Raw genomic sequence first — 20,554 nt, 5'->3', positions numbered from 1 at the left:
ATCAAGCCCGCCCCCCGCGCGACGGAGTTCGCTATGACGCCCATTCTGTCCAAACCGCTGCGCCTGTCGGACCTGCCGCAGCGCAAACCCACGCCGTTCCGGCTCGTCCCGGATGAGGGGCAGCTGGAAGCCCTGGCCGATCGGATGGATGTGGACGTGTTCCGCAAGCTGCGGTTCGAAGGGGTGCTGAAACCCGGCCCGGGCCGGGACTGGACCGTCGAGGGACATCTCGGGGCGACTGTCGTCCAACCCTGCCGGGTGACGACCGATCCGGTCACGACCCGGATCGAGGAAGACGTAACCCGCCGCTTCGCCGCCGACTACACGCCGCCGACGGGCGATGAGGTCGAGATGGGAGAAGACGACGACGCGATCGAGCCCCTGCCCGCCGTGCTGGATCTGGGTGACCTGTTGGAAGAAGCCCTGGCCCTGGCCATCCCCGCCTATCCCCGCGCCGAGGGCGCCGAAGAGATCGACCTGACCGCCGCCCCCGCGGGCGCGGCCCCGCTCGACGACGACAAGGTCAAACCCTTCGCCGGTCTCGCCGCCCTCAAGGCGCGGATGGAAGGCAAGGAGGACAGGGAGGAATAGCCCGCCGCACCGGCCCCCCGGGCTTGCATCTTGCGCGAATCCTTGTATCAGGCGCGCTCCGCCTCCCCGAGGGGCCGGGAAACCGCTGGACCCTTGGCCGGATTGGCAATAGGGACCGTCCGAACACCGAAACGCATCGCGGGCCACGCATCGGCCCCGCCGACAACACCCGAGGTTGAGCCATGGCCGTTCCGCAGAACAAGGTCACTCCGTCCCGCCGCAACAACCGCCGTTCGCACGACTTTCTGAAGCCGGGCAACCCGGCCGAGTGCCCGAACTGTGGTGAGTTGAAGCGTCCGCACCATGTCTGCGGCGCCTGCGGCCACTATGCCGACCGGGAGGTCGTGACGGCCGACACGGTCGAGCTCGAGGACGATCTGTAAGCCACTCCGAGAACGCATGAGCGGGGGGACAGGCCGGATGCCAGCTGACGGGGACGGCACCGGAGCGGGCATCAGGCCAGCCTCCGGCGTGTTGTCCGTCGATGCGATGGGCGGCGATCTCGGGCCGGAGGCCGTGGTCGCGGGCTTGGCCCGCGCCATTCGGCACACGCCCGCGATGCGATTCATCGTGCATGGCGACTCCGCCGTGCTCTCGGCCCTGATCGCCAAGCGTCGCGGCCTCTCCGATCACGTGACGATCCGCCATGCCGACGGCGTCGTTCGGATGGACGACAAGCCGAGCCAGATCGTCCGCCAGGGCAAGGACAGCTCGATGTGGTCCGCCGTCGAGTCGGTGCGCACCGGCGAAGCGGATGTCTGCGTGTCCTGCGGCAATACCGGCGCGCTCATGGCGGTCTCGATGATCCGGCTGCGCAAGCTGCCGGGCGTGCAGCGGCCCGCCATCGCAGTGCTCTGGCCCTCGCGCAGCGCGGGGGGCTTCAACGTGATGCTGGATGTCGGCGCCGATATCCGGGCCGACCCGGACGATCTGCTGCAATACGCGCTGATGGGCAGTTCCTACGCCCGAAACGGTCTGGGCCTGGAGCGCCCGCGTATCGGTCTGCTGAATGTCGGCACCGAAGAGACCAAGGGCCGGGCCGAACTCAAGGAAGCGTCGGACCTGATCGAAGCCAATGCGGGCGCGGCAGGATTTTCCTATGTGGGCTTCATTGAGGGCGGCGATATCCCAGGCGACACCGCCGACGTCATCGTCACCGACGGCTTCACCGGCAACGTGGCGCTCAAGACGGGCGAGGGCACGGCCCGCTTCGTCCGCGACATGCTGGGCGAGGCGTTCAGCGCCACGCCCCTGTCGAAGATCGCGGCGCTGCTGGCGATGGGCTCGCTCAAGCGCCTCTCCAAGCGGATCGACCCCAGGCGGGTGAATGGTGGCGTCTTCCTGGGCCTCAACGGGACCGTGGTGAAATCCCACGGCTCAGCGGACGAGACCGGGGTGGCCGCCGCCCTGGATCTCGCTTGGAACTTGTCGCGCTCCGGCTTTTCGGAGCGTCTGAAGTCCCGCATCGCTTCGGCGACCCGGGCAAAGGAGACCCAGGAATGAAGCGCGCTATCGTCCGAGGCGTCGGCCACTATCTGCCCGAACGGGTCGTCCCCAACGAATGGTTCGCCGGCTTTCTGGAAACCTCCGACGAATGGATCCGCGCCCGCTCGGGCATCGAGCGGCGCCATTTCGCCGAAGAGGGGCAAACGACTTCGGATCTCGCCACCGAGGCGGCCAAGGCGGCCCTCGCCAACGCCGGGTTGGAGCCGGATGAGATCGACACCATCGTCCTGGCCACCTCCACGCCCGACCTCACCTTTCCGGCGACGGCCACGATCGTGCAGCAAAAGCTGGGCATGACCCGCGGCTTCGCCTTCGACGTTCAAGCGGTCTGCGCGGGCTTCGTCTATGCGCTGGCGAACGCCAACGCGCTGATCCTGTCGGGCCAGGCGGAACGGGTGCTCGTCATCGGCGCCGAAACCTTCAGCCGCATCATGAACTGGCAGGACCGCTCCACCTGCGTTCTGTTCGGCGACGGCGCCGGCGCGCTGGTGCTGGAGGCGGGCGAAGGCGAAGGCACCCCCGCCGATCGCGGCATTCTGGCGACGGATCTCCATTCCGACGGACGGCACCGCGAGATTCTGCAGGTCTCGGGGGGCGTGTCCTCGTCGCAAACGACAGGCCACCTAATCATGGCGGGCAAGGAAGTCTTCCGCCACGCCGTCGAGAAGCTGGCCCAATCGACGATCGACGTGATGGCCAAGGGCGGCGTGACCGCCGATCAGATCGACCGGCTCGTGCCGCATCAGGCGAATATCCGCATCATCTCCCGCACGGCGGCAAAGCTGAACCTGCCGATGGGGAAAATCGTGGTGACCGTGCAGGACCACGGCAATACCTCGGCCGCATCGATTCCCCTGGCGATGTCGGTCGCGCAGGAACGGGGCGAATTGCGCCGAGGCGACCTGACCGTGACCGAAGCCATCGGCGGCGGGCTTGCCTGGGGCGCGATTCTGCTGCGCTGGTAGGCAGGATCACGCGCGTTCCCGCTTTGGTCCCACGCATGAACTTCGCGCCCTAAGCCTCGGCATTGACACCGCTTTGGGTCTTGGCAACATGGTAGAGGGTGCGGTTGATGAAATCGACTGGGAGGTTAGGGATGGCCGGTAAAACAATGACGCGGATGGACCTGAGCGAGGCCGTGTTCCGCGAAGTAGGACTTAGCCGCAACGAGAGCGCGACACTGGTCGCCTCGGTTTTGCAGCATGTCTCGGATGCGCTCGTGGCCGGGGAGCAGGTCAAGATCTCGGGCTTCGGCACGTTCTCGACCCGCGACAAGTCGGCCCGAGTCGGCCGCAATCCGAAGACCGGCGAAGAGGCGCCGATCCCGCCGCGCCGCGTGCTCACCTTCCGGCCCTCACATCTGATGAAGGACCGCGTGGTCGAAGGCAACAAGGCCTGACCTTGCCCAAATCCCCCGAGAAGTCAGACAGCGCGTTCCGCACGATTCGCGAGGTCGCGGATTGGCTGGGCGTGCCGACCCATGTCCTGCGGTTCTGGGAGTCGAAATTCGACCAGATCGCCCCGGTCAAAGGCGCCGGAGGACGGCGCTACTACCGGCCCGAGGACATGCGGCTTCTGGGGGGAATCAAGGTTTTGCTGCATGACGATGGCCTGACGATCCGGGCCGTCGCGCAGCGAATCGAGGAGGGGGGCGTCGACCCGATCCGGGACCTCTCGCCCGAGCTTGCCGCGGAGGAGCCGACCCCAGCCCCGCGCACGCGGCGCGTCATCCGCAAGGGCGACCCCATGGGCGCGAAGGACACGGCGTCGAAACCCACCCCCCCGGAGCCAAAGCGGACGGAGAGCCCGCCGCCCGTCACGCCCGAGCCCACGGAGCCGACCCGGCCCGCCCCCGACTTGGGCCCGCCGCGCAGCGTGCCAGACCCGGTCCAGGCCACGCGGCCAGCTGTTCCGATCGCCAGGGATCACCCGACCCCTCTCTTCGACAGCTTGCCGGAGCAGCCGGACGCGCCGGTCTCTTCCAACGCCGCGACGCCTCCGGCGGACCCGCTCCCCGAAGCGCCCACGCCGGACCCCGCGAAGCGGCCCCTGGACTGGGCCCCGCCCGGCCTGCCCCCCGCGGTCGACGACACGGCGGCCCCCGCCGATCCGCCGCATCAGCTGCGCCACGCGCCCGAGCCGGAGCCCGACCTTCCCGCTGCGCGCCCGGCCGATCCCGTCGAGCCCCCCGCCTCGGAGCCCGCCGCGGACGCGCCCTACCCGCTTACCCGCGCGCGGCGCCTCGCCCGGGGGGCGGAACCGCTCGCGCCGCTCGATCGCAAGCGCCTGCGCCGCCTTGTCCGCCGCTATCGCGCCCTGTCAGAGGAGATCGCCGAGGACCTGTCCGAAGGGTCATCGCGCTGACCTTCCCCGCCGCCCGAATTCCCGCTTGCGCCCGCCGCGAAGGACCGTATGTAGGGCGGGAAGTCGGGCTATGGCGCAGCCTGGTAGCGCGTCCGTCTGGGGGACGGAAGGTCGCAGGTTCGAGTCCTGCTAGCCCGACCATCGATTTCGCCCCGCTCCGGGGCAGACCCGACGCCCCGCGCCGCCCGGCCCGGGGCGTCCGTCGTTCGGGGGCCGCATGACCCAACCCGTGATTCATCCCACCGGCGTGCTGGCCAGCCAGCAGATCGAGGCGCTTCTGGCCGCCGGCGCCATCCGTGGGCCCGACCCGGTGCCGGGTCAGGTGCAGCCGGCCTCGCTCGATCTGCGACTCGGGCATGTCGCCTACCGCGTCCGCGCGTCCTTCCTGCCCGGCGACGCCACGCTGACGGACCGTCTGCCGGACTTCCACATGCACGAGATCGACCTGAGTCGCGGCGCCGTGCTGGAGAAGGGCGCGGTCTATCTCGTGCCGCTCCAGGAATCGCTCGCCCTGCCCGCGCATCTCTCGGCGGTGGCCAACGCCAAATCCTCGACCGGCCGCCTGGACCTGCTGACCCGCACCGTTACCGATGGCGGGCGGGAGTTCGACCGCATCGCGCCGGGCTATACCGGCCCGCTCTATGCCGAAATCTGCCCGCGCAGCTTTTCGGTGCTGGTGCGGCCGGGAATGCGGCTCAACCAGATCCGGTTCCGCGCCGGCGCGGCCGTGCTGGACGACGACGCCCTGCGCGCGCTGCACGCCCGGACGCCGCTGGTCGACGGCCCCGCGATGATCGATGACGGGCTGGGCTTTTCCGTCGATCTGGAGCCAGGGCCGAACAACCTCGTCGGCTGGCGGGCCAAGCCCCATACCGGCGTCATCGACCTGGATCGGCTGGGCTATTATGCGCCCCGCGACTTCTGGGAGGCGATCCGCACCGATCAACGGCGCATCGTGCTGGACCCTGGCGCCTTCTACATCCTGGTGAGCCGCGAGGCGGTGACGATCCCGCCCAGCCATGCGGCGGAGATGGCGCCCTATCTCGCCATGGTGGGAGAATTCCGCGTGCATTACGCGGGCTTCTTCGATCCGGGCTTCGGCTATGGCACGCCCGCCAGGGGCGTGCTGGAGGTGCGCTGCCACGAGGCGCCCTTCGCGCTGGAACATGGCCAGATCGTCGGCCGCCTGGTTTACGAGGCCATGTCGGAGATCCCGGCGCAGCTTTATGGCGCGGGGATCGCCTCGAATTACCAGGGCCAGGGGCTGAAGCTGTCCAAGCACTTCGCCGCTCCCTGATCAGAGACCGGGGCAGCCCTCGCGTTGCGCGGGGGTGAGCCGGTCGAAGGGCACGACATAGGTGTGGACCGCGAAGAGGACCGCGTCGCTCTGGGGCAGCCTGAGGACCGTCTGCCGTTCGGAGCGCAGGTAGCGCGGCGCCGCGTCCTGGCGGGGATCGGCTTCGCGCCGGGGCTGGTGGAGGGCCGGATCGGCATAGGCCAGCGCATTGGCCCGCCAGAGCGGGCGGCCGGGCTGCGCGCGGTCGAAGAGACGCTGCACCCGGGGCGCGAGATCGGAATCGTAGACGGGGACCGGCCGATGGATCGCGGTCAGCGGACGGCCCATCTTCTCGGCCAGCGTCCAGGAGGCCGGGAAGCAGAGCAGCCCCGCGACGAGGCGATGCTCCGCCCCGGCAGGGAGCAGAATCAGGACGTCCTCCTGGATGAGCGCGCCGACCACGTCCAGGGGATCGCCCTCCAACGCGACGACACGCCCGTCCGGGCAGCGCATGCCCGCGCCCTCCCGCGCGAAGCCTTCGGGCAGGTCGCGCAGGACGATCTCCCGCAATTCCTCTAGCGCCGGGCCCGCCTCGGGCAGGACCTGCCGCACCGCCTGGGGCCGCGCCGCGATCAACCGCGCCCGTTCCGCCATCTGCGCAGCATAGGCGTCGTCGACCACGATCCAGGAGCCCTCGACCGGCCGCATGCCCGGCAGACGCGACAGGGCAGGGTCGGCCCATGGCGTGAAGGGCAAGGCCCGCTGAAGGATGGGGGCGGACATGGTCATTCCTCGGGCGCGGCCTCGCTCAGGAGGTCGCGGCGCTCGGTCTCGCGCCGCTCTTCGTCGACGAGCCGGGTGATCGTGTCGTCGGCGGCGACATCCTGCGCCTTGGGCATCGGCTCCGGCTTGCGCGGTGTCTCCTCCTTGGAGACGGTGACCGCGCGCGCCCGCGCCTCGGCGTCCGGCAGGTCGATGACGGGCAGGCCGCCGCCGACCAGGTTGAGCCGGTAGGACGGCTCCGGCAGGCCGATCCCGGCCCTGGTCAGGGCCGCCATGACGAGGCGCAAGGCCTCGCCCCGGGACACCATGAAATCCGTGTCCCGCTGGTTGATCCAGGCGTAGAACTCCATCGTGACGGTGGAATCGGCCGCATCCTTCACCCAGACGGCGGGGGCCGGATCCTCCAGGGTAAAGGGCAGCGCCCGCAACGTGTCCAAGCCGATCGCGCGGGCCTCCGCCAGATCGTCATTCGGATCGATGCCCAGGGCAAAGCCGAAGCGGCGCTCGTCGTTGCGCGTGTAGTTCAGGATCTTGGCCTTGAAGACGAAGGAATTGGGCAGGCGGACGTGGTTGCCGTCCGGGTCCAGGAGGACCGTGGCCCGGCTGGTGAGGCGAATGACGGAGCCCACATTGCCCTCGATATCGACGAAGTCGTTCGGCCGGAACGGCTGCCGCAGCGACAGCATGACCGACGCGATGAAGTTCTCCACCGTGTCGCGCACGGCAAAGCCGACGGCGAGGCCGACGATCCCCGCCGCGCCCAGGAGGCCCGTCAACACGGCGGTCGCGTTCAGGATGTCCAACGCCACCACCACGCCCGCCAACACGAAGGCGAGGCGGAGGATCACGCGGTAGATCTCGGCGATGAAGGCGTTGGGCGCCAGCCGCCGCCAGGGCGCGTCCCAGCGGGAGAAAGCAAAGCCCAGCGCCATCACGAGCAGCCCGCTCCCGATCGCGATGACCAGGAGCGGCAGATACGCGACGGCCTGCCAGAAGCGGTCGTGGAACCGCTCCAGCACAGGATCCAGACGCCGTGCAACGTCCGTATCCTCGGTCACCCGGTTTTCGATGGCGACAACCCCGTTGACCCGCGCGGCCAGCACGTCGAGCCGGTTGATTGCCTCTGGGGTCAGCACCTCGCCGGTGAAGGTGACGATGCCCTCGCGGACATCGACGCGCACGGCCTCATAGCCCTCCAGTTCCGACAGGATGCCCTCGATCCGCCGCTCGATGGCGCTGTCGCCCCCCGCGGTCTGCTCGGTCTCGATGGTGCCGGTGGGCTGCGCTTCGTCCTGCGCCCAAGCCGGCGCCGTCAGCAGCAGAAGCGCCAGCAAAAGACGCGATAGGATGGTCAAAGCGGGGCCCTCCCTCGGCGTGTCGATCAAGCTATGACGCCGAGGGAGAGGTCAAGAGCGTTACCCGCTGACCTGTTCCCGCAGGATCGCGGCGGTCAGCGAGACCATCAGGTAGATGCCGGAGAAGATCAGGAAGGCCAGGAGCGTGTTCTCGAACGATCGGGGATAGGTCGCCTCGTCGGGGGCGAGGGGCGCCACCGGCGTCGACAGGTAGCGGACCTGCCGGTTCGCCTCGATCCGGGCCGTCTCCTGCTGCTGCGCGGCCTGCTGGAGCAGCAATTGCCGCGTTTGCAGGTCCATCTGCGCCACGCCCAGCTCCGCCGAGATCCGGGCCAGGCTCACATCCGCATTGACCCCGTCGGTCAGGCCGTCGCGCAACATCTCGAGCTCGGCGTTGAGATTGGCGATATTGTTCTCGGCCAGTTCGACCCGGGCGGCGTTGGGGCGCGGGTTCGCCAGCAGCTGGTCCAGCCGCAGCCGCTCGGCCCGCAGTTCGGTCTCGATGGCGCTGATCTGAGTGTAGCGGTTCGACAACTCCGCATCGGCCGAGACGACCCCAAGCTGTTCCTGTAGATCGACGACACGGGCCTGGGCGGCCAACATCCGCGCCTCGGCGGCCTGGAAGCTTTCGATGGCCCCCTCCATCTGGTCGGACCGCAGACGGGCCGTCAGCTGGTCGACCTGCTCTTCGGCATAGCCGATCAGCGCGCGGCTGAACTCGGCGCTGATCTGGGGATCGGCGGCAACGACCTCCATCTTGATGACGCCCTCTGTCGGGTCGTAGCCGATCTCGACCATGCGCTGATAAAGCTCATAGGCATCCTCCCGCGAGCTGCCGGAGTCGAGACGCTGGAGCGCGTCGATATTCGGGTCGGCGAAATGGGCGCTGAAGCCCAGCTCCGCGTCGAGCCGCTGGAACGCCTCCCGCGAGAGCAGATAGCCCTGCACCGCGATGCTGTCGGTCTGCGTGGCAAACCCCGTGCCCGAGAAGAGCCCGCCCAGCCCGGCGCCGCCACCCGCCGCCAGATCGGCCTGCTGGATCACGAATTCGGACTTGGTGGCGTACATCGGCGTCGCCAGCACGTAGAAATAGATCCCCGCGATCAGCGTCGGCAGGCCCACGAAGAACGCCAACCGCATCCCAAGCAGCGCCAGGCGCCGCTTGCGCCGCCGGGCGATGTCGCGCTGGATCTTGACGATCTCGGAGGCGCGGCGGTCCCCGTCCAGCACGACCGGTTCCGCCGGCGGCGGCGCCTCGGGCGCGAGCGCGGGGACGGAGGCCTCCTCGCCCTGCCCCGGCACGAGTTGCAGCATGTTGGCCCGAGAGAACGGGTCGATCCCCCGAGCGCGCAGCGCCTCCACCGCCTCTCTGTCCGAAGAAACCTCAAGCCCGTGCTTCTGCGCGATCCGCCGCGCGAGGCGCAGCTGACGGCCCGTCGGCTCCCCCTCGGCCGGTGCGGGATCGTTGGCGGGCGGTGCCAGCACGGTGGGTTCGGTCGGGGGCGTCGCGTCCTTGGGCAGCTCGATCCCCGCCGGCGCATAGGAGGTGTCGGGGCGGATGCGGTACTTGAGGGCTCTAGGCGTCATACTCGTAAAGCCTCCGGGCTTCGTCCAAAGTGTCGAACTGGTGCAATTTTCCGTCGCGCAGCACGGCGGCCGAGGTGGCGAACCGCTCCAGGATGCGGGGCTGGTGACTGACGATCACGACGGTCGCATCGGCCAGCCGGTCGCGCAGGATGGAGCCCGCGCGCTTGTTGAACCCCGCATCGGTGGTCGAGGGCATGCCCTCGTCGATGAGGTAGATGTCGAATTCCAGCGCCAGCATCAGCGCGAAGGCGAAGCGCGCGCGCATCCCCTGGCTATAGGTGCCGACCGGCATGTCGAAATATTCGCGAATGTCGCAGAGCCAGCGGCAGAAAGCCTCCACATAGTCGGGGTCGAGCCCGTAGAGCTGGCTGATATAGCGCGCGTTCTCGGTCGCGGTGTTCTTTGGTTGGATGCCGCCCATGAAGCCCAACGGAAAGGAGACGCGGGCGGTGCGGCGCACCTCGCCCTCGTCGGGCTTTTCAAGGCCGGCCATCATGTTGATGAGCGTGGTCTTGCCCGTGCCGTTCGGCGCGAGAATGCCCACCGAGCGCCCCATTTCTACCCGAAACGACGCGCGGTCCAGGATCACCTTACGCTGCCTGCCGGTCCAGAAAGACTTGGAGACGTTGTTGAACTCGATCATCTGGCGCCGAATCGCATCACTGGTTGGACGACCCCGACCGCAGGGCCCACATTTGCCCCTTATAGCAGGTTAACGGTGCCCAAAGGTGGACGCCGACACGGTTTGACCGCACCGACACCTCATTTTTACCGTGAATTCGACCGGATCGGGAAACGATCCCGGTGTCAGACCCCGACTTTCTTCACCCCGGTCACGCGGCCCAGGGCGATGGCGATGGCCGCCGATCCGAAGCTGAGCAGCGCGCCCATCTTCGCCGCCGACTGGACCGGCCCCGGCTCGAAGGCCACCGAGGCCAGGAAGAGCGAGACCGTGAAGCCGATCGCCGCCACGCAGCCGACCACGAACAGATCCACCGTCCGCATCCCCGCAGGCAGCCCCAGACGCAGAATATGCGCCCCGATATAGCCGAACAGCAGCACGCCCAGCGGCTTGCCCAGGGTCAGGCCCGCCAGCACCAGCCAAGTCGGCGCTCCGATCGAAGAGAATTCGACGCCGGCATTGAACAGGCCGAACAGGAAGAGGACGATCTCGACCGGGTGCTTGAGCAACTGCTCCACCTCGTTGAGGAGGTCGTGCAGATATGCCTCCGCCTCGGCGAAGATGCCGAAGGCACGGTCGGCATGGGGCAGCGTCGGCACGATGGGCAGCAGGCCCAGCGCCGGATGCAGCCCCGCCTGGGCGAAACCGAACCAACTCAGCACGCCCGCAAAGAGATAGGGCCACCACTTGAGCCTCCGGCGGACCCGGGTCGAATGCATGCGCAGCTGATCGCCCCGATCCATGCGTCGCGGCAGCCAGTTGGCCAGGAGATAGACCGCGACCGCCGAGATCAGCGACAGCAGCAGCCAGATCGGCGCGACCTCACCTTCGGGGTAGAAGACCGCCAGGATGATGAGGCCCGCCGCATCGTCCGCAATCGCCAGGAGCAGCAGGAATCGCACGGCCGGGTGCCCCGCGCCGAAAACGATCCGGCCCACGAGATAGCTGAACGCGATATCCGTCGCCGTCGGGATGGCCCAGCCATTGGCCAGCGCATCATAGGTGGTCGAGCCCAGGATCGACGCAAGCCCCAGATAGACCGCGATCGGCCCGAGGATGCCCCCGACGGTGGCGACAAGCGGCGTCGCCGCCTTCTTGCCGCGCAGGCTGCCGTTCTTGAGGACGACCGCCTCCCAGACCTCCTTGCCCGCGATGGCGAAGAAGAAGGCCATCAGGATGTTGTTGACGAAGTAATGGGCCGTCAGGACCTTCTCCGCGCCGCCTGGATTGCCGAACCCCGCCGGGTCCAAGCTGTGCGCGGCCAGTGTGGCCTGCCAGCGCTGGAGATCGTATCCGACCAAGTCGTTGAACCAGATCGGATATTCGACCATCGCCTGATAGGACTGGGGATCGAGATTGACCCAGAGCAGCGCGATGACCGCACCGAGGACCAGCAGGATCGAGTAATTCGTGACGAAGTCCCAGACGCGATACATGCGGCCCCTCCGGTGGTGCGTCCGGCCCGCGTAGTGCTTAGGGACAATCGTTTCAAGGCGCCGCTGTCACGCCACCTGCGCCGCCCTTCTAATGACGGTGCCCACAGGAATTGGGGCGCGCCCTCGGGGCCGTTCCGCTCCGCCCCCGCCCGGCGTCGAACAGTCCGATCCCATCCGTCGTGTCGGCATAGGAGACCCTTGGCATCCATACCTCCATCGTCCGGGCGAGGCGCGGCGCGCCGGTGACGAACAGCCGCTCCGCCGCGATCTCGCGCCCGATGGTGGAACGGCCCTGGACGGTCGCGGCCAGCGCGGGAACCGTCGTCTCGATATAGAGATCGACATCGTAGCCGGGCACGTCGGTGCACATCTCGGTCTGCGCGCCGGGGCGCACGAGCGCGTGCCAGGTCGGCCATTCGAGGTCGTCATCGGCGAAGTGGAAACGCAGCACGGTGCGGCCGGGCGGGAAGAGATCGGACGCGATCTTCCGCCCGACGACCCACATCAGGGACGTGACCTCGATCCCGTCGCAGGACTCCTCGGCATCGCAATGGACCAGAGCCCAGCGGGCCATCGCGTCGAGGACGGGCTCCAGGGCGCGCGCCTTCGCGGTCCGCAGGTAGTCGATGCTCCCGGTGGCCGGATCCTCCACCCGCTCGATCAGACCCACGGCCTCAAGGCTCTTGAGTCGTCGTGACAGCAGGGCCGGCGAGATGTTCCCGACCCCGCGGCGAATGTCGTTGAAGCGGCTGGAGCCGCCCCACATCTCGGTGAGGATCGGAATCGTCCAGCGCGGCTCGAGCAGTTCGGCCGCCTGGATGATCGGGCAGATCAGCCCGTAGGGCTTGATATCCATGGAGCACCTCCGCCCCGACCTTAGCGCGGGGCGGCGCGGTCTCGCCAGTTCACGATCTGTAGCGGGCGCGGTTCAGTCGAGGAACTGGCCGAAAGACGCGTCCGGCGGGCAGCCTGAGGGCATCGACGCATCCGCATCACAGGAGCCAAAGATGGCCTTTATCGACCTGCCCCGCCCCATCCTGCCCACCCTGCGCCCCCTCCGCGCGGCGCTGCCGCGTCTCTTCGAGCGGAGGCGCTCCCCCACACGGTCTGCCCACCGACCCGCGCCCCCAAAGATCGACGCCGCGACGGCGCTGCATCTCCGGACGCTCGGCGCCGCTCCCCGCCGCTAGGCGGAGCGCCCAACGAAAAAAGGGGCCGCAAACGCGGCCTGCCCGCGCTGCGGATCATATCCGATCAAGACTTTGAACCAGATCGGATATTCGACCATCATCTGATAGGGCTGGGGATCGAGATTGACCCAAGACAGCGCAACGACCGCACCGAAGACCAGCACGGTCGTGCCGTTCGTGACGACGTCCCAGACGCGATACGTGCGGTCCACCCCGTGGTCCTTCCGGCCCGTGCAGTGCCTAGGGAGTATCGGTTCAAGGCACCGCTTTCACGCTACCTGCGCCGCCCCTCTCCTGCCGGCGCCCCCCTCGGAGGCGCGCCGACCGGGCGCGCCCTCCGGCGCCGGGCACGGATCGGCGGGTCAGATCCCGCGCTCGGCCGCCTCGTTGGTATAGGCGTCAACCCGACCTTCCTCGTAGACGATCGTATTCGCCAGCATGATCGATGCCTCTTCGACCTGCGCCGTATTCGTGTAGGTCTGGCCGTTATGGGTGAAGCTGTGGTTGACGGTATGCGGCACCGGCTCGCCATTGCCGTCCCCGACCATCTCGATCGTCTGCCAGCCCGTATCGGCCTCGAAGGCCGCGAAAGCCGCCGCGAGGCTCTCCGCGTCGGCGCTCGCCGTGGCCAGCGCATTGGTGGACGACTCGAGCTCGGCAAGGATCTGGCTGTTGCTCATGGTCCGCATCTGGCCGAGCTCTTCCGAGACATCGATGCCAAGTGACGCCGCGGCCGCCTCGAACGCGCCGCCGCCGTTCGAGAAGCTCACGCGGATAATGCCATCCGACTCGAGCTGGGTCCGAACGTCGCCGGACAGGTCTTCCGCGCCGCCGCTGACGACGGCCATCACCGCCAATCCCAGCCCGACCAGAGCGGCCGTCAGGACAACCCAATCAACGGTGATAGCGCCGCTTTCGTCGGCAAGAAAGCAAGGGGCTGAGTTTCCGCTATCGGACATGACCGATTCCTCGTGCAGCGAATGACACGCGGAGGATTGATCAACATTCGGACCGCATTGAGCCGCCCGAAAGGCATTCCGCGTGCGGAACGCGCCCCATTCGCGGAATAATTCCCGCCGCGCGCATGAAAAACGGCCCCCGGATCGCTCCGGGGGCCGCGTATGTGTCGGTGTCGACCTGGGGGTCGGCTTACATCATGCCGCCCATGCCGCCCATGTCGGGCATGCCGCCACCGGCACCAGCGCCTTCCTTCTGCGGCTTGTCAGCGACCATGGCTTCGGTCGTGATCAGCAGACCGGCGATGGAGGCGGCGTCCTGCAGCGCGGTGCGGACGACCTTCGCGGGGTCGATCACGCCGAACTTGAACATGTCGCCATATTCTTCGGTCTGAGCGTTGAAGCCGAACTTCAGGTCGTCGCTCTCGCGGATCTTGCCCGCGACGACGGAGCCGTCGACACCGGCGTTCTCGGCGATCTGACGCAGCGGGGCTTCCAGCGCCTTGCGGACGATGGACACGCCGACATTCTGGTCGTTGTTGGCGCCCGTCAGACCGTCCAGCGACTTCGCGGCCTGGACCAGAGCGACGCCGCCACCGACGACGATGCCTTCCTGGACGGCGGCGCGGGTCGCGTTGAGCGCGTCATCGACGCGGTCCTTGCGCTCCTTCACCTCGACCTCGGTCATGCCGCCGACGCGGATGACGGCAACGCCACCGGCCAGCTTCGCGACACGCTCCTGCAGCTTTTCGCGGTCGTAGTCGGAGTTGGTCTCTTCGATCTGGCCGCGGATCTGGGCGACGCGCGCCTCGATCTCGGCCTTCTCGCCGGCACCGTCCACGATCGTGGTCTCGTCCTTGGTGATCGAGACGCGCTTGGCGGAGCCCAGCATGTCGATCGTGACGTTCTCCAGCTTCATGCCGAGGTCGTCCGAGATCACCTGGCCGCCGGTCAGGATCGCGATGTCCTGCAGCATGGCCTTGCGGCGGTCGCCGAAGCCCGGCGCCTTCACGGCGGCGATCTTCAGGCCGCCCCGCAGCTTGTTAACGACCAGCGTGGCCAGGGCCTCGCCTTCCACGTCCTCGGCGATGATCAGCAGCGGCTTCTGCGACTGGATCACCGACTCGAGCAGCGGAACCATCGGCTGCAGCGACGAGAGCTTCTTCTCGTGCAGCAGGATGATCGCGTCTTCCAGCTCGGTGGTCATCTTGTCGGGGTTGGTCACGAAGTAGGGCGACAGGTAGCCGCGGTCGAACTGCATGCCCTCGACGACGTCGGTCTCGGTCTCGAGACCCTTGTTCTCCTCGACAGTGATGACGCCTTCGTTGCCGACCTTCTGCATCGCGTCGGCGATCTGACGGCCGATCTCGGCCTCGCCGTTGGCGGAGATGGTGCCGACCTGAGCGACTTCGTCGCTGTCGGTCACGTCACGGGCGGCGGCCTTGATCGCCTCGACGACCTTGGCGGTGGCCATGTCGATGCCGCGCTTCAGGTCCATCGGGTTCATGCCGGCGGCGACCGACTTCATGCCTTCCTTGACGATGGCCTGAGCCAGCACGGTGGCGGTGGTGGTGCCGTCACCCGCTTCGTCGTTGGTGCGCTGGGCCACTTCCTTGACCATCTGCGCGCCCATGTTCTCGAACTTGTCCTCAAGCTCGATCTCCTTGGCGACGGAGACGCCGTCCTTGGTGATGCGCGGAGCGCCGAACGACTTGTCGAGAACGACGTTGCGGCCCTTGGGGCCCAGGGTCACCTTGACGGCATCGGCCAGGGTGTTGACGCCCTTGAGCATGCGATTGCGGGCGTCGGTGTCGAATTTCACGTCCTTAGCGGCCATGATACTCTCCTAAAAACTTGTGTTGCGTAGGGTGGGCATCACATGCCCACCTCCTGCGGATGGGGTGCGGATCAGGCGGCTTTCGCGGCGGAGGCGTCGCCGATGATGCCGAGGATGTCCGATTCCTTCATGATCAGCAGCTCTTCGCCGTCGATCGTGACCTCGGTGCCCGACCACTTGCCGAACAGGATGCGGTCGCCGGCCTTGACGGCGGGCGCGATCAGTTCGCCCGAGTCCTTGCGGGCGCCCTCGCCAACGGCGATGACCTCACCCTCGGCGGGCTTTTCCTTGGCGGTGTCGGGGATGATCAGACCGCCTTTGGTCTTCTCGTCGGACTCGACGCGGCGAACCAGGACGCGGTCGTGCAGCGGTGTGAAAGCCATTGCGGGGCCTCTCAGCTAAAACGTTTCTCCCTGTTGGCACTCACCCTCGGGGAGTGCCAACGACCGCGAGATAGGGAAGCCTCACGAGGCTGTCAACGGGCATGGCGCCACAATCGCACCGGATTTCTCGCCTCGGCTGAACCCCGGAAAACGAAGCGGGCGGACGACGTGTCATTGAGCCGGGATCTCACCAGCGCGTTCCGCGTCCCGAAGCGGGAGGCCGTGCTTCCGGACCGGCTGGACCGGGCCGACGAACGCTTCTGGCAAACCAGCCGGAGCTGTCTCGGCGGCCAGCCCTCCCTCGGAAAGCTCCCTTAACCCAGACGGGGAACGGGGTGGCAGGCCCCCGGCCTCCACTGCCTAGCACGGATCGACCTCGCCGAACTGGCGCAGACGCTCCGCATTCCGGGCGGACATGACCGAGGCATGCTCGTCTTCTTCGCGGGCACCGATTTCGAGAACGGGCCGGGCGCCCGTGCCGTCGTCCATGTGCCCCCAGTTGCGCCGGCGGAGCCGACGGCCCCGCCACCGATGACCCCGCCCGTCTACGGCGCGCAGGAATGGCGATACCATCACCCGGCGGCGCCGTTCATCTCCGCCGCGCCCGCGGGCTTTCCCCGCTGGCCCGTTCGCTTCCTCGGCTCGGCCGAGTTGGATGCCCTGCACCTCCTGCCCGACGAGCGCGCGTGGTCCCGGGTCAAGACCGACATCCTCGGCCCGCCGCCCCAGGACCTCCACTTGCCGCTGCGCGACCACTTCGGACCTCCGCCGCCCCCCGGCCAGCCGGACCCGCGACTGGCGGCGTTTCCCGTCCGCACGATCCAGACCATGATCTGGGCCATGCTCCAGACGGCCGACAAGGCCTTGCCGTTCCTCTCCCTGGAGCGCGCGCAAGGCCACGATCAGCATCGGTCGGCCTTTGAGCGCCTGCAACGCCGATCCTTCGAGCAGGTCCCCTTCCGGTCCCTCGCCGCGGACTGGCTCCGCGACCTCGACGGCCGCCCCTGGTGGGCCCCCGGTCAGCCCGGATCTCGCCTCGCGCTTCTGGACCGATTTCGATCCCTGGCTCGCGGCAGGATCGGGCGTCGCACCGAATCTCGGAGCCGGACAGTCCATCGTCGAAGACGCGGCCGCGCGCGCGTATCGCGCCATGATGCCCGGCCCGCGGGAGGCCTTCGACGCCATCCCGGCGAGATTGCGGATCCATCTTCAGACGCGTCGCCGGAGATCGGGCTGGTCGGACGAACAGGTCCACGCCATGTTCGGCCCCTCCGCGAACGTCCAGGGCGCCGCGGAGGAGAACCAGTCCCGGCACCTGCTGCTGCAACTCACCTCGGACGACATGCCGGGCTTCCTATGGGGCGATGTCGGCGTGCTCCAATTCTGGATCGACCACGCCGATCTGGAGGCCAGAAATTGGGGCGCGGCCGAGATGACGATGGAAGGGTTCTGAGCAAGACGCTACCACCGCCCCCACCATGACCGACACCCCCACCCTTCTGGACGCCCCCGACTGGCTTTACCTTCTGCGGGAGTTCGACGCCCTCTACCGCCATGGCTCGGCCGGGGGCAGCACGCGGATCCGCTCCCATCGCCGCCGCGTGCGCGAGGCGCTCTCCCGCGTCATCGCCGCAAACCCGCAGATCACACCGCGCCGGGCCGAGCTGCGCCCCGTCACCGCCCATTTCCCACGCGCCCTCGACCTGGGCGAGCGGGGCGCGATGCAGGGCATGGCCCGCGCGCTGCGCGAGGTGCGAGGTGCGAGGTGCGAGGTGCGAGGTGCGAGGTGCGAGGTGCGAGGTGCGAGGTGCGAGGTGCGAGGTGCGAGACCGCCTCACTTGGGAATACGGATATGACAAGATGCCCAAGGCGCTGGCCCGCCGCTACGCCTATTGCGAAGTGCTCGGCCCGAAGGGCCCCGTCCCCGCCGACGACCTGATCCTCGGCTTCGTCCTCTTCGCGCCCAAGACGACCTACCCCCAGCACAGCCACAAGGGCATCTCCGAGAGCTACATCTCGATCGCCGGCTCCTGGTCCGAGAACGACGCGGCAGTCTTCGCGCCCGGTTCGCTGATCCTCAACGATGACGGCCACGAGCACCGGATCACCACCGGCGACCGGGATCCCTGCCTGCTCGCCTATGCCTGGACCGGCGCGCCCGAGGCGCTCTCGGGTCCGATGACCTTCAGCCGCCCGGGGACGCTCAGGCGCTAACCGGCATCCGCCGACAGATTGCCAAGCCGGGACGCCGCCTCAGGGCGGCGCGCCTCCCGGGTGGAGGAACGCCCGCCCGGGCGCGCTGCCGCCCCCGGCACCGCTCCGAGAGGGCCCGTCGCCTCTCAGATGGCGCCGGCATCACCGGCCCACGCCCGGAGATCGCTGTCAGATCACCACGCGACGGTCCCGCCAAAGCTCCGTCCCCACCAGCCCCGAGGCCTGCCCCAGGAACGCCGCGAGCAGAGCCGCCATCGCGATGGACAGCTCGGCCACGCCCAGCGAAAGCGCCAACTGGCCAGGACGCTGCGCGGCCTCCTGCGATGCGATCACCCCGGCCGGGCTGGTCGCCGCGTCCCGCCTTGATCCGCTCGGAACGCCGCCCGCCGATGTCGCCCTGGCTCTGGCCGTTCCGGATGCGCTGCGCCTCTCGAACGGCGATGCGACGCTGCGCCCGGCCTTCGTGGTGGAGCGCGCGTCCGCGCCAGCCGTCGATGTGACCGTGCCCCTGGATGTCGCGTAGGTCGCAGACGGCCTGCGGGTCGATCACCGCGCGCGGGCATACACCGCCGCCATTCCCCCGTGCGAACGGCCCCGCTTCGCCACCGCCAAAGTCGAGGTCGCGGCCCGGCGCGCCGACGGGGTCCAGCTCCAGGGCATCCTCTCGGTCGAGGTCTCGCGCGGATGCCCGACTGGGCCGCTTGGAGCGGACTTCCCCATCTCCTCCTGGCTGCGCGCCACCGAGGATGGCGCTTTCCGGCCCCTCACCCGCCGGACAGACGCCAGCGACCTGCTTGCACCCGGACGCCTCTGCGGCCCTGCGCGCCCGGCTCGCGCCTTGCTGACCCCTTGCATCGGGCGGGCGCGTCGTTAGCTGCGCTCCATGGCCGTCACCGACGAGATCCGCGCCTGCCGCCACTGCGCCGACCGCTTCGCGGCGACGGAGACGGCCCATGCGCCTGCCCCGGTCGTCTGGTTCGCCCCCGGCGCACGGATCCTGGTGGCCAGTCAGGCGCCGGGGATGCGCGCGCATCTGTCCGGCAAGCCCTTCGACGACCCCTCTGGCGTGCGGCTGCGCGACTGGATGGGGGTGGACGAGGCGACGTTCTGGGACCAGAGCCGCGTGGCCATCGTGCCGATGGGCTTCTGCTTTCCCGGCTACGACAAGGCGGGCGGCGACATCCCGCCCCCCAAGGTCTGCGCCCGGAAGTGGCGGGAAAAGGCGCTGGCCCATGCGGGCGATCCGCCAGTGACGCTGCTGATCGGTGGCTACGCGCAGTCCTGGCATCTCGGGAAAGGCCGCGTGACCGACCGGGTGCGCGACTGGCGCGCCCATGCGCCGCGCGTCTGGTGCTTGCCTCACCCGTCCTGGCGCAATACCGCGTGGCTCAAGAAACACCCGTGGTTCGAGGCCGAGACGCTGCCCGCCCTCCGCGCCGCGATCCGGGACGCGCTGGCCTGATCTGAGAGACGCCCATGACTCCGCTCGATACCGCCCATCTGCGCGCCGAGGAGACCGGCGCCGACACCGACCGGCTCGCCTTTCTGGGCCGCCTCGCCGAGGCCGAATTGCACCTGCTGCTGGAGGCCGCCGAGGGCGAGACGGTGACGCCGCGTCTCTTCGACGTGGAAGGCACCCGCTATGCCCTGGCCTTCGACCTGCCCGAGCGGCTAGAGGCCTTCGCTGGCGGCGCGCCCACGGCCACGCTGTCGGGCCGGCGCCTGGCCGCGCTCCTGGCGGCCGAGGGGCTGGGGCTGGGCCTCAACCTGGAAGACGCGCCCTCGGCCCAGATGCTGGAGCCGGCGGCGATGGCCTGGCTGGCGGAGACGACCCGGACCGCGCCCACCGAAGCCGAGCGCCGCCTGTCCGAGATCGCACCGCCCGGCACCCTGCCCGAGGCGCTGCTCTCGGCGCTCGACGCCAAGCTGGGGCTGGCGGCGGGGCTGGCCCGCAGCGGCTATCTGGCGCAGGCGACATATGACGACGGCACACGCGGCCATGTCCTGGCCTTCATTGAGACCGTGCCTGGCGCCGAGGAAGACATCGCCCGCGCCGTCTCGGAAGCACTCATCTTCTCTGGCTTGGAGGCGGGCCAACTGGACGTGGCCTTCCTTCGCGCAGACGCGGCGGTATCGGCGGCCCTCGCGCGTCACGGCCTGCGCATCGACCTGCCCGCGCCGGAGCCGTCCGGCCCCGTCCGCGATCCCGACGCGCCGCCCCGCCTACGTTAAAGCACCGGACGTTATCTCCGAGTCACATTTTGCGTTGGCGGCGGTCCCGTGGCTCCCTCTGTCGGGGGTCTTGTCATGGCGAGAACGTTGTCGATGGATGTGCGGCGTCGCTTCGCGCGTCTGATCGGGGAGGGGATGAGCGGGAGGGCTGCGGCGGCGCGT

25 protein-coding genes and 1 tRNA gene are annotated in these 20,554 nt (G+C 68.7%); 15 read left to right on the top strand and 11 right to left on the bottom strand.

All coding sequences use genetic code 11. The features are described 5' to 3' along the window. Positions 1–33 precede the first annotated feature (33 nt). The 8 genes from DTQ71_RS10295 (at position 34) to DTQ71_RS10260 (ending at position 5,758) form a co-directional block, all read left to right on the top strand. Entirely contained in the window at positions 34–591 is a 558-nt protein-coding gene (locus DTQ71_RS10295) for a YceD family protein (RefSeq protein WP_109564221.1), read from the top strand. A 182-nt stretch (positions 592–773) separates the two neighbouring features. After that, positions 774–974: a 50S ribosomal protein L32 gene (gene rpmF / locus DTQ71_RS10290; protein WP_109564220.1), complete on the top strand. Its 201-nt coding sequence runs from the start codon at positions 774–776 to the stop codon at positions 972–974. 16 nt (positions 975–990) lie between these two features. Next, on the top strand, positions 991–2,094 hold the full coding sequence (plsX, locus tag DTQ71_RS10285) for a phosphate acyltransferase PlsX (RefSeq protein ID WP_407066403.1): 1,104 nt from the start codon (positions 991–993) through the stop codon (positions 2,092–2,094). Next, positions 2,091–3,062, top strand: a complete 972-nt coding sequence (locus tag DTQ71_RS10280) for a beta-ketoacyl-ACP synthase III (RefSeq protein WP_109564218.1) — start codon at positions 2,091–2,093, stop codon at positions 3,060–3,062. Before plsX ends, DTQ71_RS10280 begins: the two co-directional genes overlap by 4 nt. Positions 3,063–3,193: 131 nt before the next feature. Further along, positions 3,194–3,496, top strand: a complete 303-nt coding sequence (gene ihfA / locus DTQ71_RS10275; protein WP_109564217.1) for an integration host factor subunit alpha — start codon at positions 3,194–3,196, stop codon at positions 3,494–3,496. Between the two features lie 2 nt (positions 3,497–3,498). Continuing rightward, a complete protein-coding gene (locus tag DTQ71_RS23860; RefSeq protein WP_211317131.1) occupies positions 3,499–4,461 on the top strand; it encodes a MerR family transcriptional regulator in 963 nt (320 codons plus the stop codon). Between the two features lie 64 nt (positions 4,462–4,525). Then, positions 4,526–4,602 (top strand) — tRNA-Pro (locus tag DTQ71_RS10265). Between the two features lie 76 nt (positions 4,603–4,678). Next, positions 4,679–5,758, top strand: coding sequence for a 2'-deoxycytidine 5'-triphosphate deaminase (locus DTQ71_RS10260; RefSeq protein ID WP_109564216.1), 1,080 nt, complete (start codon positions 4,679–4,681; stop codon positions 5,756–5,758). On the opposite strand, the gene DTQ71_RS10255 is transcribed toward DTQ71_RS10260, so the two are convergent. The 6 genes from DTQ71_RS10255 to DTQ71_RS10230 form a co-directional block, all read right to left on the bottom strand. Continuing rightward, positions 5,759–6,520 carry a heme-dependent oxidative N-demethylase family protein gene (locus DTQ71_RS10255; RefSeq protein WP_342768116.1) on the bottom strand — a complete coding sequence of 254 codons (762 nt, stop codon included), beginning with the start codon at positions 6,518–6,520 and terminating at the stop codon, positions 5,759–5,761. A 2-nt stretch (positions 6,521–6,522) separates the two neighbouring features. Beyond that, positions 6,523–7,875, bottom strand: coding sequence for a mechanosensitive ion channel family protein (locus DTQ71_RS10250; RefSeq protein WP_109564214.1), 1,353 nt, complete (start codon positions 7,873–7,875; stop codon positions 6,523–6,525). Positions 7,876–7,935: 60 nt separating this feature from the next. Next, positions 7,936–9,462, bottom strand: coding sequence for a KpsE/RkpR family capsule polysaccharide export protein (locus DTQ71_RS10245; RefSeq protein ID WP_109564213.1), 1,527 nt, complete (start codon positions 9,460–9,462; stop codon positions 7,936–7,938). Further along, positions 9,452–10,105 carry an ABC transporter ATP-binding protein gene (locus tag DTQ71_RS10240; protein WP_109564212.1) on the bottom strand — a complete coding sequence of 218 codons (654 nt, stop codon included), beginning with the start codon at positions 10,103–10,105 and terminating at the stop codon, positions 9,452–9,454. The genes DTQ71_RS10245 and DTQ71_RS10240 overlap by 11 nt, the downstream gene beginning before the upstream one ends. Before the next feature lie 164 nt (positions 10,106–10,269). Then, positions 10,270–11,580, bottom strand: a complete 1,311-nt coding sequence (locus tag DTQ71_RS10235) for a Na+/H+ antiporter NhaA (protein WP_109564211.1) — start codon at positions 11,578–11,580, stop codon at positions 10,270–10,272. Between the two features lie 88 nt (positions 11,581–11,668). Further along, positions 11,669–12,436, bottom strand: coding sequence for a winged helix-turn-helix transcriptional regulator (locus tag DTQ71_RS10230; protein ID WP_109564210.1), 768 nt, complete (start codon positions 12,434–12,436; stop codon positions 11,669–11,671). Positions 12,437–12,587: 151 nt separating this feature from the next. Here DTQ71_RS10230 and DTQ71_RS10225 point away from each other — a divergent pair, with 151 nt between their 5' ends. Continuing rightward, positions 12,588–12,770 carry a hypothetical protein gene (locus DTQ71_RS10225; RefSeq protein ID WP_109564209.1) on the top strand — a complete coding sequence of 61 codons (183 nt, stop codon included), beginning with the start codon at positions 12,588–12,590 and terminating at the stop codon, positions 12,768–12,770. Here DTQ71_RS10225 and DTQ71_RS10220 read toward each other — a convergent pair. The 5 genes from DTQ71_RS10220 to DTQ71_RS10200 form a co-directional block, all read right to left on the bottom strand. Further along, positions 12,767–12,982, bottom strand: a complete 216-nt coding sequence (locus DTQ71_RS10220) for a hypothetical protein (RefSeq protein ID WP_109564208.1) — start codon at positions 12,980–12,982, stop codon at positions 12,767–12,769. The genes DTQ71_RS10225 and DTQ71_RS10220 overlap by 4 nt on opposite strands. 150 nt (positions 12,983–13,132) lie before the next feature. Next, positions 13,133–13,729, bottom strand: a complete 597-nt coding sequence (locus DTQ71_RS10215; protein ID WP_109564207.1) for a hypothetical protein — start codon at positions 13,727–13,729, stop codon at positions 13,133–13,135. Between the two features lie 190 nt (positions 13,730–13,919). Next, positions 13,920–15,563, bottom strand: a complete 1,644-nt coding sequence (gene groL / locus DTQ71_RS10210) for a chaperonin GroEL (RefSeq protein WP_109564206.1) — start codon at positions 15,561–15,563, stop codon at positions 13,920–13,922. Positions 15,564–15,634: 71 nt separating this feature from the next. Next, positions 15,635–15,946 (bottom strand): co-chaperone GroES, encoded by a 312-nt coding sequence (locus DTQ71_RS10205; RefSeq protein WP_109564205.1) that lies wholly within the window; start codon positions 15,944–15,946, stop codon positions 15,635–15,637. Between the two features lie 360 nt (positions 15,947–16,306). Then, a complete protein-coding gene (locus tag DTQ71_RS10200) occupies positions 16,307–16,855 on the bottom strand; it encodes a hypothetical protein (RefSeq protein ID WP_109564204.1) in 549 nt (182 codons plus the stop codon). 241 nt (positions 16,856–17,096) lie between these two features. Between DTQ71_RS10200 and DTQ71_RS10195 the strand changes: the two genes are divergently transcribed. From DTQ71_RS10195 to DTQ71_RS10175, 6 genes are all read left to right on the top strand, one after another. Beyond that, positions 17,097–17,399, top strand: coding sequence for a DUF1963 domain-containing protein (locus DTQ71_RS10195; RefSeq protein WP_211317130.1), 303 nt, complete (start codon positions 17,097–17,099; stop codon positions 17,397–17,399). A 25-nt stretch (positions 17,400–17,424) separates the two neighbouring features. Then, positions 17,425–17,802: a hypothetical protein gene (locus tag DTQ71_RS24885; RefSeq protein WP_245947413.1), complete on the top strand. Its 378-nt coding sequence runs from the start codon at positions 17,425–17,427 to the stop codon at positions 17,800–17,802. Between the two features lie 4 nt (positions 17,803–17,806). Further along, complete coding sequence (locus tag DTQ71_RS24880) at positions 17,807–18,160, top strand: dimethylsulfonioproprionate lyase family protein (RefSeq protein ID WP_245947410.1); 354 nt, start codon at positions 17,807–17,809, stop codon at positions 18,158–18,160. 259 nt (positions 18,161–18,419) lie between these two features. After that, positions 18,420–18,683, top strand: coding sequence for a hypothetical protein (locus DTQ71_RS10185; RefSeq protein WP_109564203.1), 264 nt, complete (start codon positions 18,420–18,422; stop codon positions 18,681–18,683). Between the two features lie 360 nt (positions 18,684–19,043). Next, entirely contained in the window at positions 19,044–19,622 is a 579-nt protein-coding gene (locus tag DTQ71_RS10180) for a uracil-DNA glycosylase family protein (protein WP_109564202.1), read from the top strand. A gap of 14 nt (positions 19,623–19,636) precedes the next feature. Continuing rightward, positions 19,637–20,392: a hypothetical protein gene (locus tag DTQ71_RS10175; RefSeq protein WP_109564201.1), complete on the top strand. Its 756-nt coding sequence runs from the start codon at positions 19,637–19,639 to the stop codon at positions 20,390–20,392. Positions 20,393–20,554 lie beyond the last annotated feature (162 nt).

It is taken from the genome of Jannaschia seohaensis, assembly GCF_900116765.1.
Lineage (GTDB): Bacteria > Pseudomonadota > Alphaproteobacteria > Rhodobacterales > Rhodobacteraceae > Jannaschia > Jannaschia seohaensis.
This window is presented reverse-complemented; position numbering and strand designations above follow the sequence as displayed.

Bases quoted from the DNA above. Each gene is read 5' to 3' on its own strand.
- DTQ71_RS10295 (WP_109564221.1), top strand. From the start codon at position 34: ATGACGCCCATTCTGTCCAAACCGCTGCGCCTGTCGGACCTGCCGCAG.
- rpmF (WP_109564220.1), top strand. From the start codon at position 774: ATGGCCGTTCCGCAGAACAAGGTCACTCCGTCCCGCCGCAACAACCGC.
- plsX (WP_407066403.1), top strand. From the start codon at position 991: ATGAGCGGGGGGACAGGCCGGATGCCAGCTGACGGGGACGGCACCGGA.
- DTQ71_RS10280 (WP_109564218.1), top strand. From the start codon at position 2,091: ATGAAGCGCGCTATCGTCCGAGGCGTCGGCCACTATCTGCCCGAACGG.
- ihfA (WP_109564217.1), top strand. From the start codon at position 3,194: ATGGCCGGTAAAACAATGACGCGGATGGACCTGAGCGAGGCCGTGTTC.
- DTQ71_RS10260 (WP_109564216.1), top strand. From the start codon at position 4,679: ATGACCCAACCCGTGATTCATCCCACCGGCGTGCTGGCCAGCCAGCAG.
- DTQ71_RS10255 (WP_342768116.1), bottom strand. From the start codon at position 6,520: ATGTCCGCCCCCATCCTTCAGCGGGCCTTGCCCTTCACGCCATGGGCC.
- DTQ71_RS10245 (WP_109564213.1), bottom strand. From the start codon at position 9,462: ATGACGCCTAGAGCCCTCAAGTACCGCATCCGCCCCGACACCTCCTAT.
- DTQ71_RS10240 (WP_109564212.1), bottom strand. From the start codon at position 10,105: ATGATCGAGTTCAACAACGTCTCCAAGTCTTTCTGGACCGGCAGGCAG.
- DTQ71_RS10235 (WP_109564211.1), bottom strand. From the start codon at position 11,580: ATGTATCGCGTCTGGGACTTCGTCACGAATTACTCGATCCTGCTGGTC.
- DTQ71_RS10230 (WP_109564210.1), bottom strand. From the start codon at position 12,436: ATGGATATCAAGCCCTACGGGCTGATCTGCCCGATCATCCAGGCGGCC.
- DTQ71_RS10225 (WP_109564209.1), top strand. From the start codon at position 12,588: ATGGCCTTTATCGACCTGCCCCGCCCCATCCTGCCCACCCTGCGCCCC.
- DTQ71_RS10215 (WP_109564207.1), bottom strand. From the start codon at position 13,729: ATGTCCGATAGCGGAAACTCAGCCCCTTGCTTTCTTGCCGACGAAAGC.
- groL (WP_109564206.1), bottom strand. From the start codon at position 15,563: ATGGCCGCTAAGGACGTGAAATTCGACACCGACGCCCGCAATCGCATG.
- DTQ71_RS10205 (WP_109564205.1), bottom strand. From the start codon at position 15,946: ATGGCTTTCACACCGCTGCACGACCGCGTCCTGGTTCGCCGCGTCGAG.
- DTQ71_RS10200 (WP_109564204.1), bottom strand. From the start codon at position 16,855: ATGCTGATCGTGGCCTTGCGCGCGCTCCAGGGAGAGGAACGGCAAGGC.
- DTQ71_RS10195 (WP_211317130.1), top strand. From the start codon at position 17,097: ATGATGCCCGGCCCGCGGGAGGCCTTCGACGCCATCCCGGCGAGATTG.
- DTQ71_RS24885 (WP_245947413.1), top strand. From the start codon at position 17,425: ATGACCGACACCCCCACCCTTCTGGACGCCCCCGACTGGCTTTACCTT.
- DTQ71_RS24880 (WP_245947410.1), top strand. From the start codon at position 17,807: ATGCCCAAGGCGCTGGCCCGCCGCTACGCCTATTGCGAAGTGCTCGGC.
- DTQ71_RS10185 (WP_109564203.1), top strand. From the start codon at position 18,420: ATGGACAGCTCGGCCACGCCCAGCGAAAGCGCCAACTGGCCAGGACGC.
- DTQ71_RS10180 (WP_109564202.1), top strand. From the start codon at position 19,044: ATGGCCGTCACCGACGAGATCCGCGCCTGCCGCCACTGCGCCGACCGC.
- DTQ71_RS10175 (WP_109564201.1), top strand. From the start codon at position 19,637: ATGACTCCGCTCGATACCGCCCATCTGCGCGCCGAGGAGACCGGCGCC.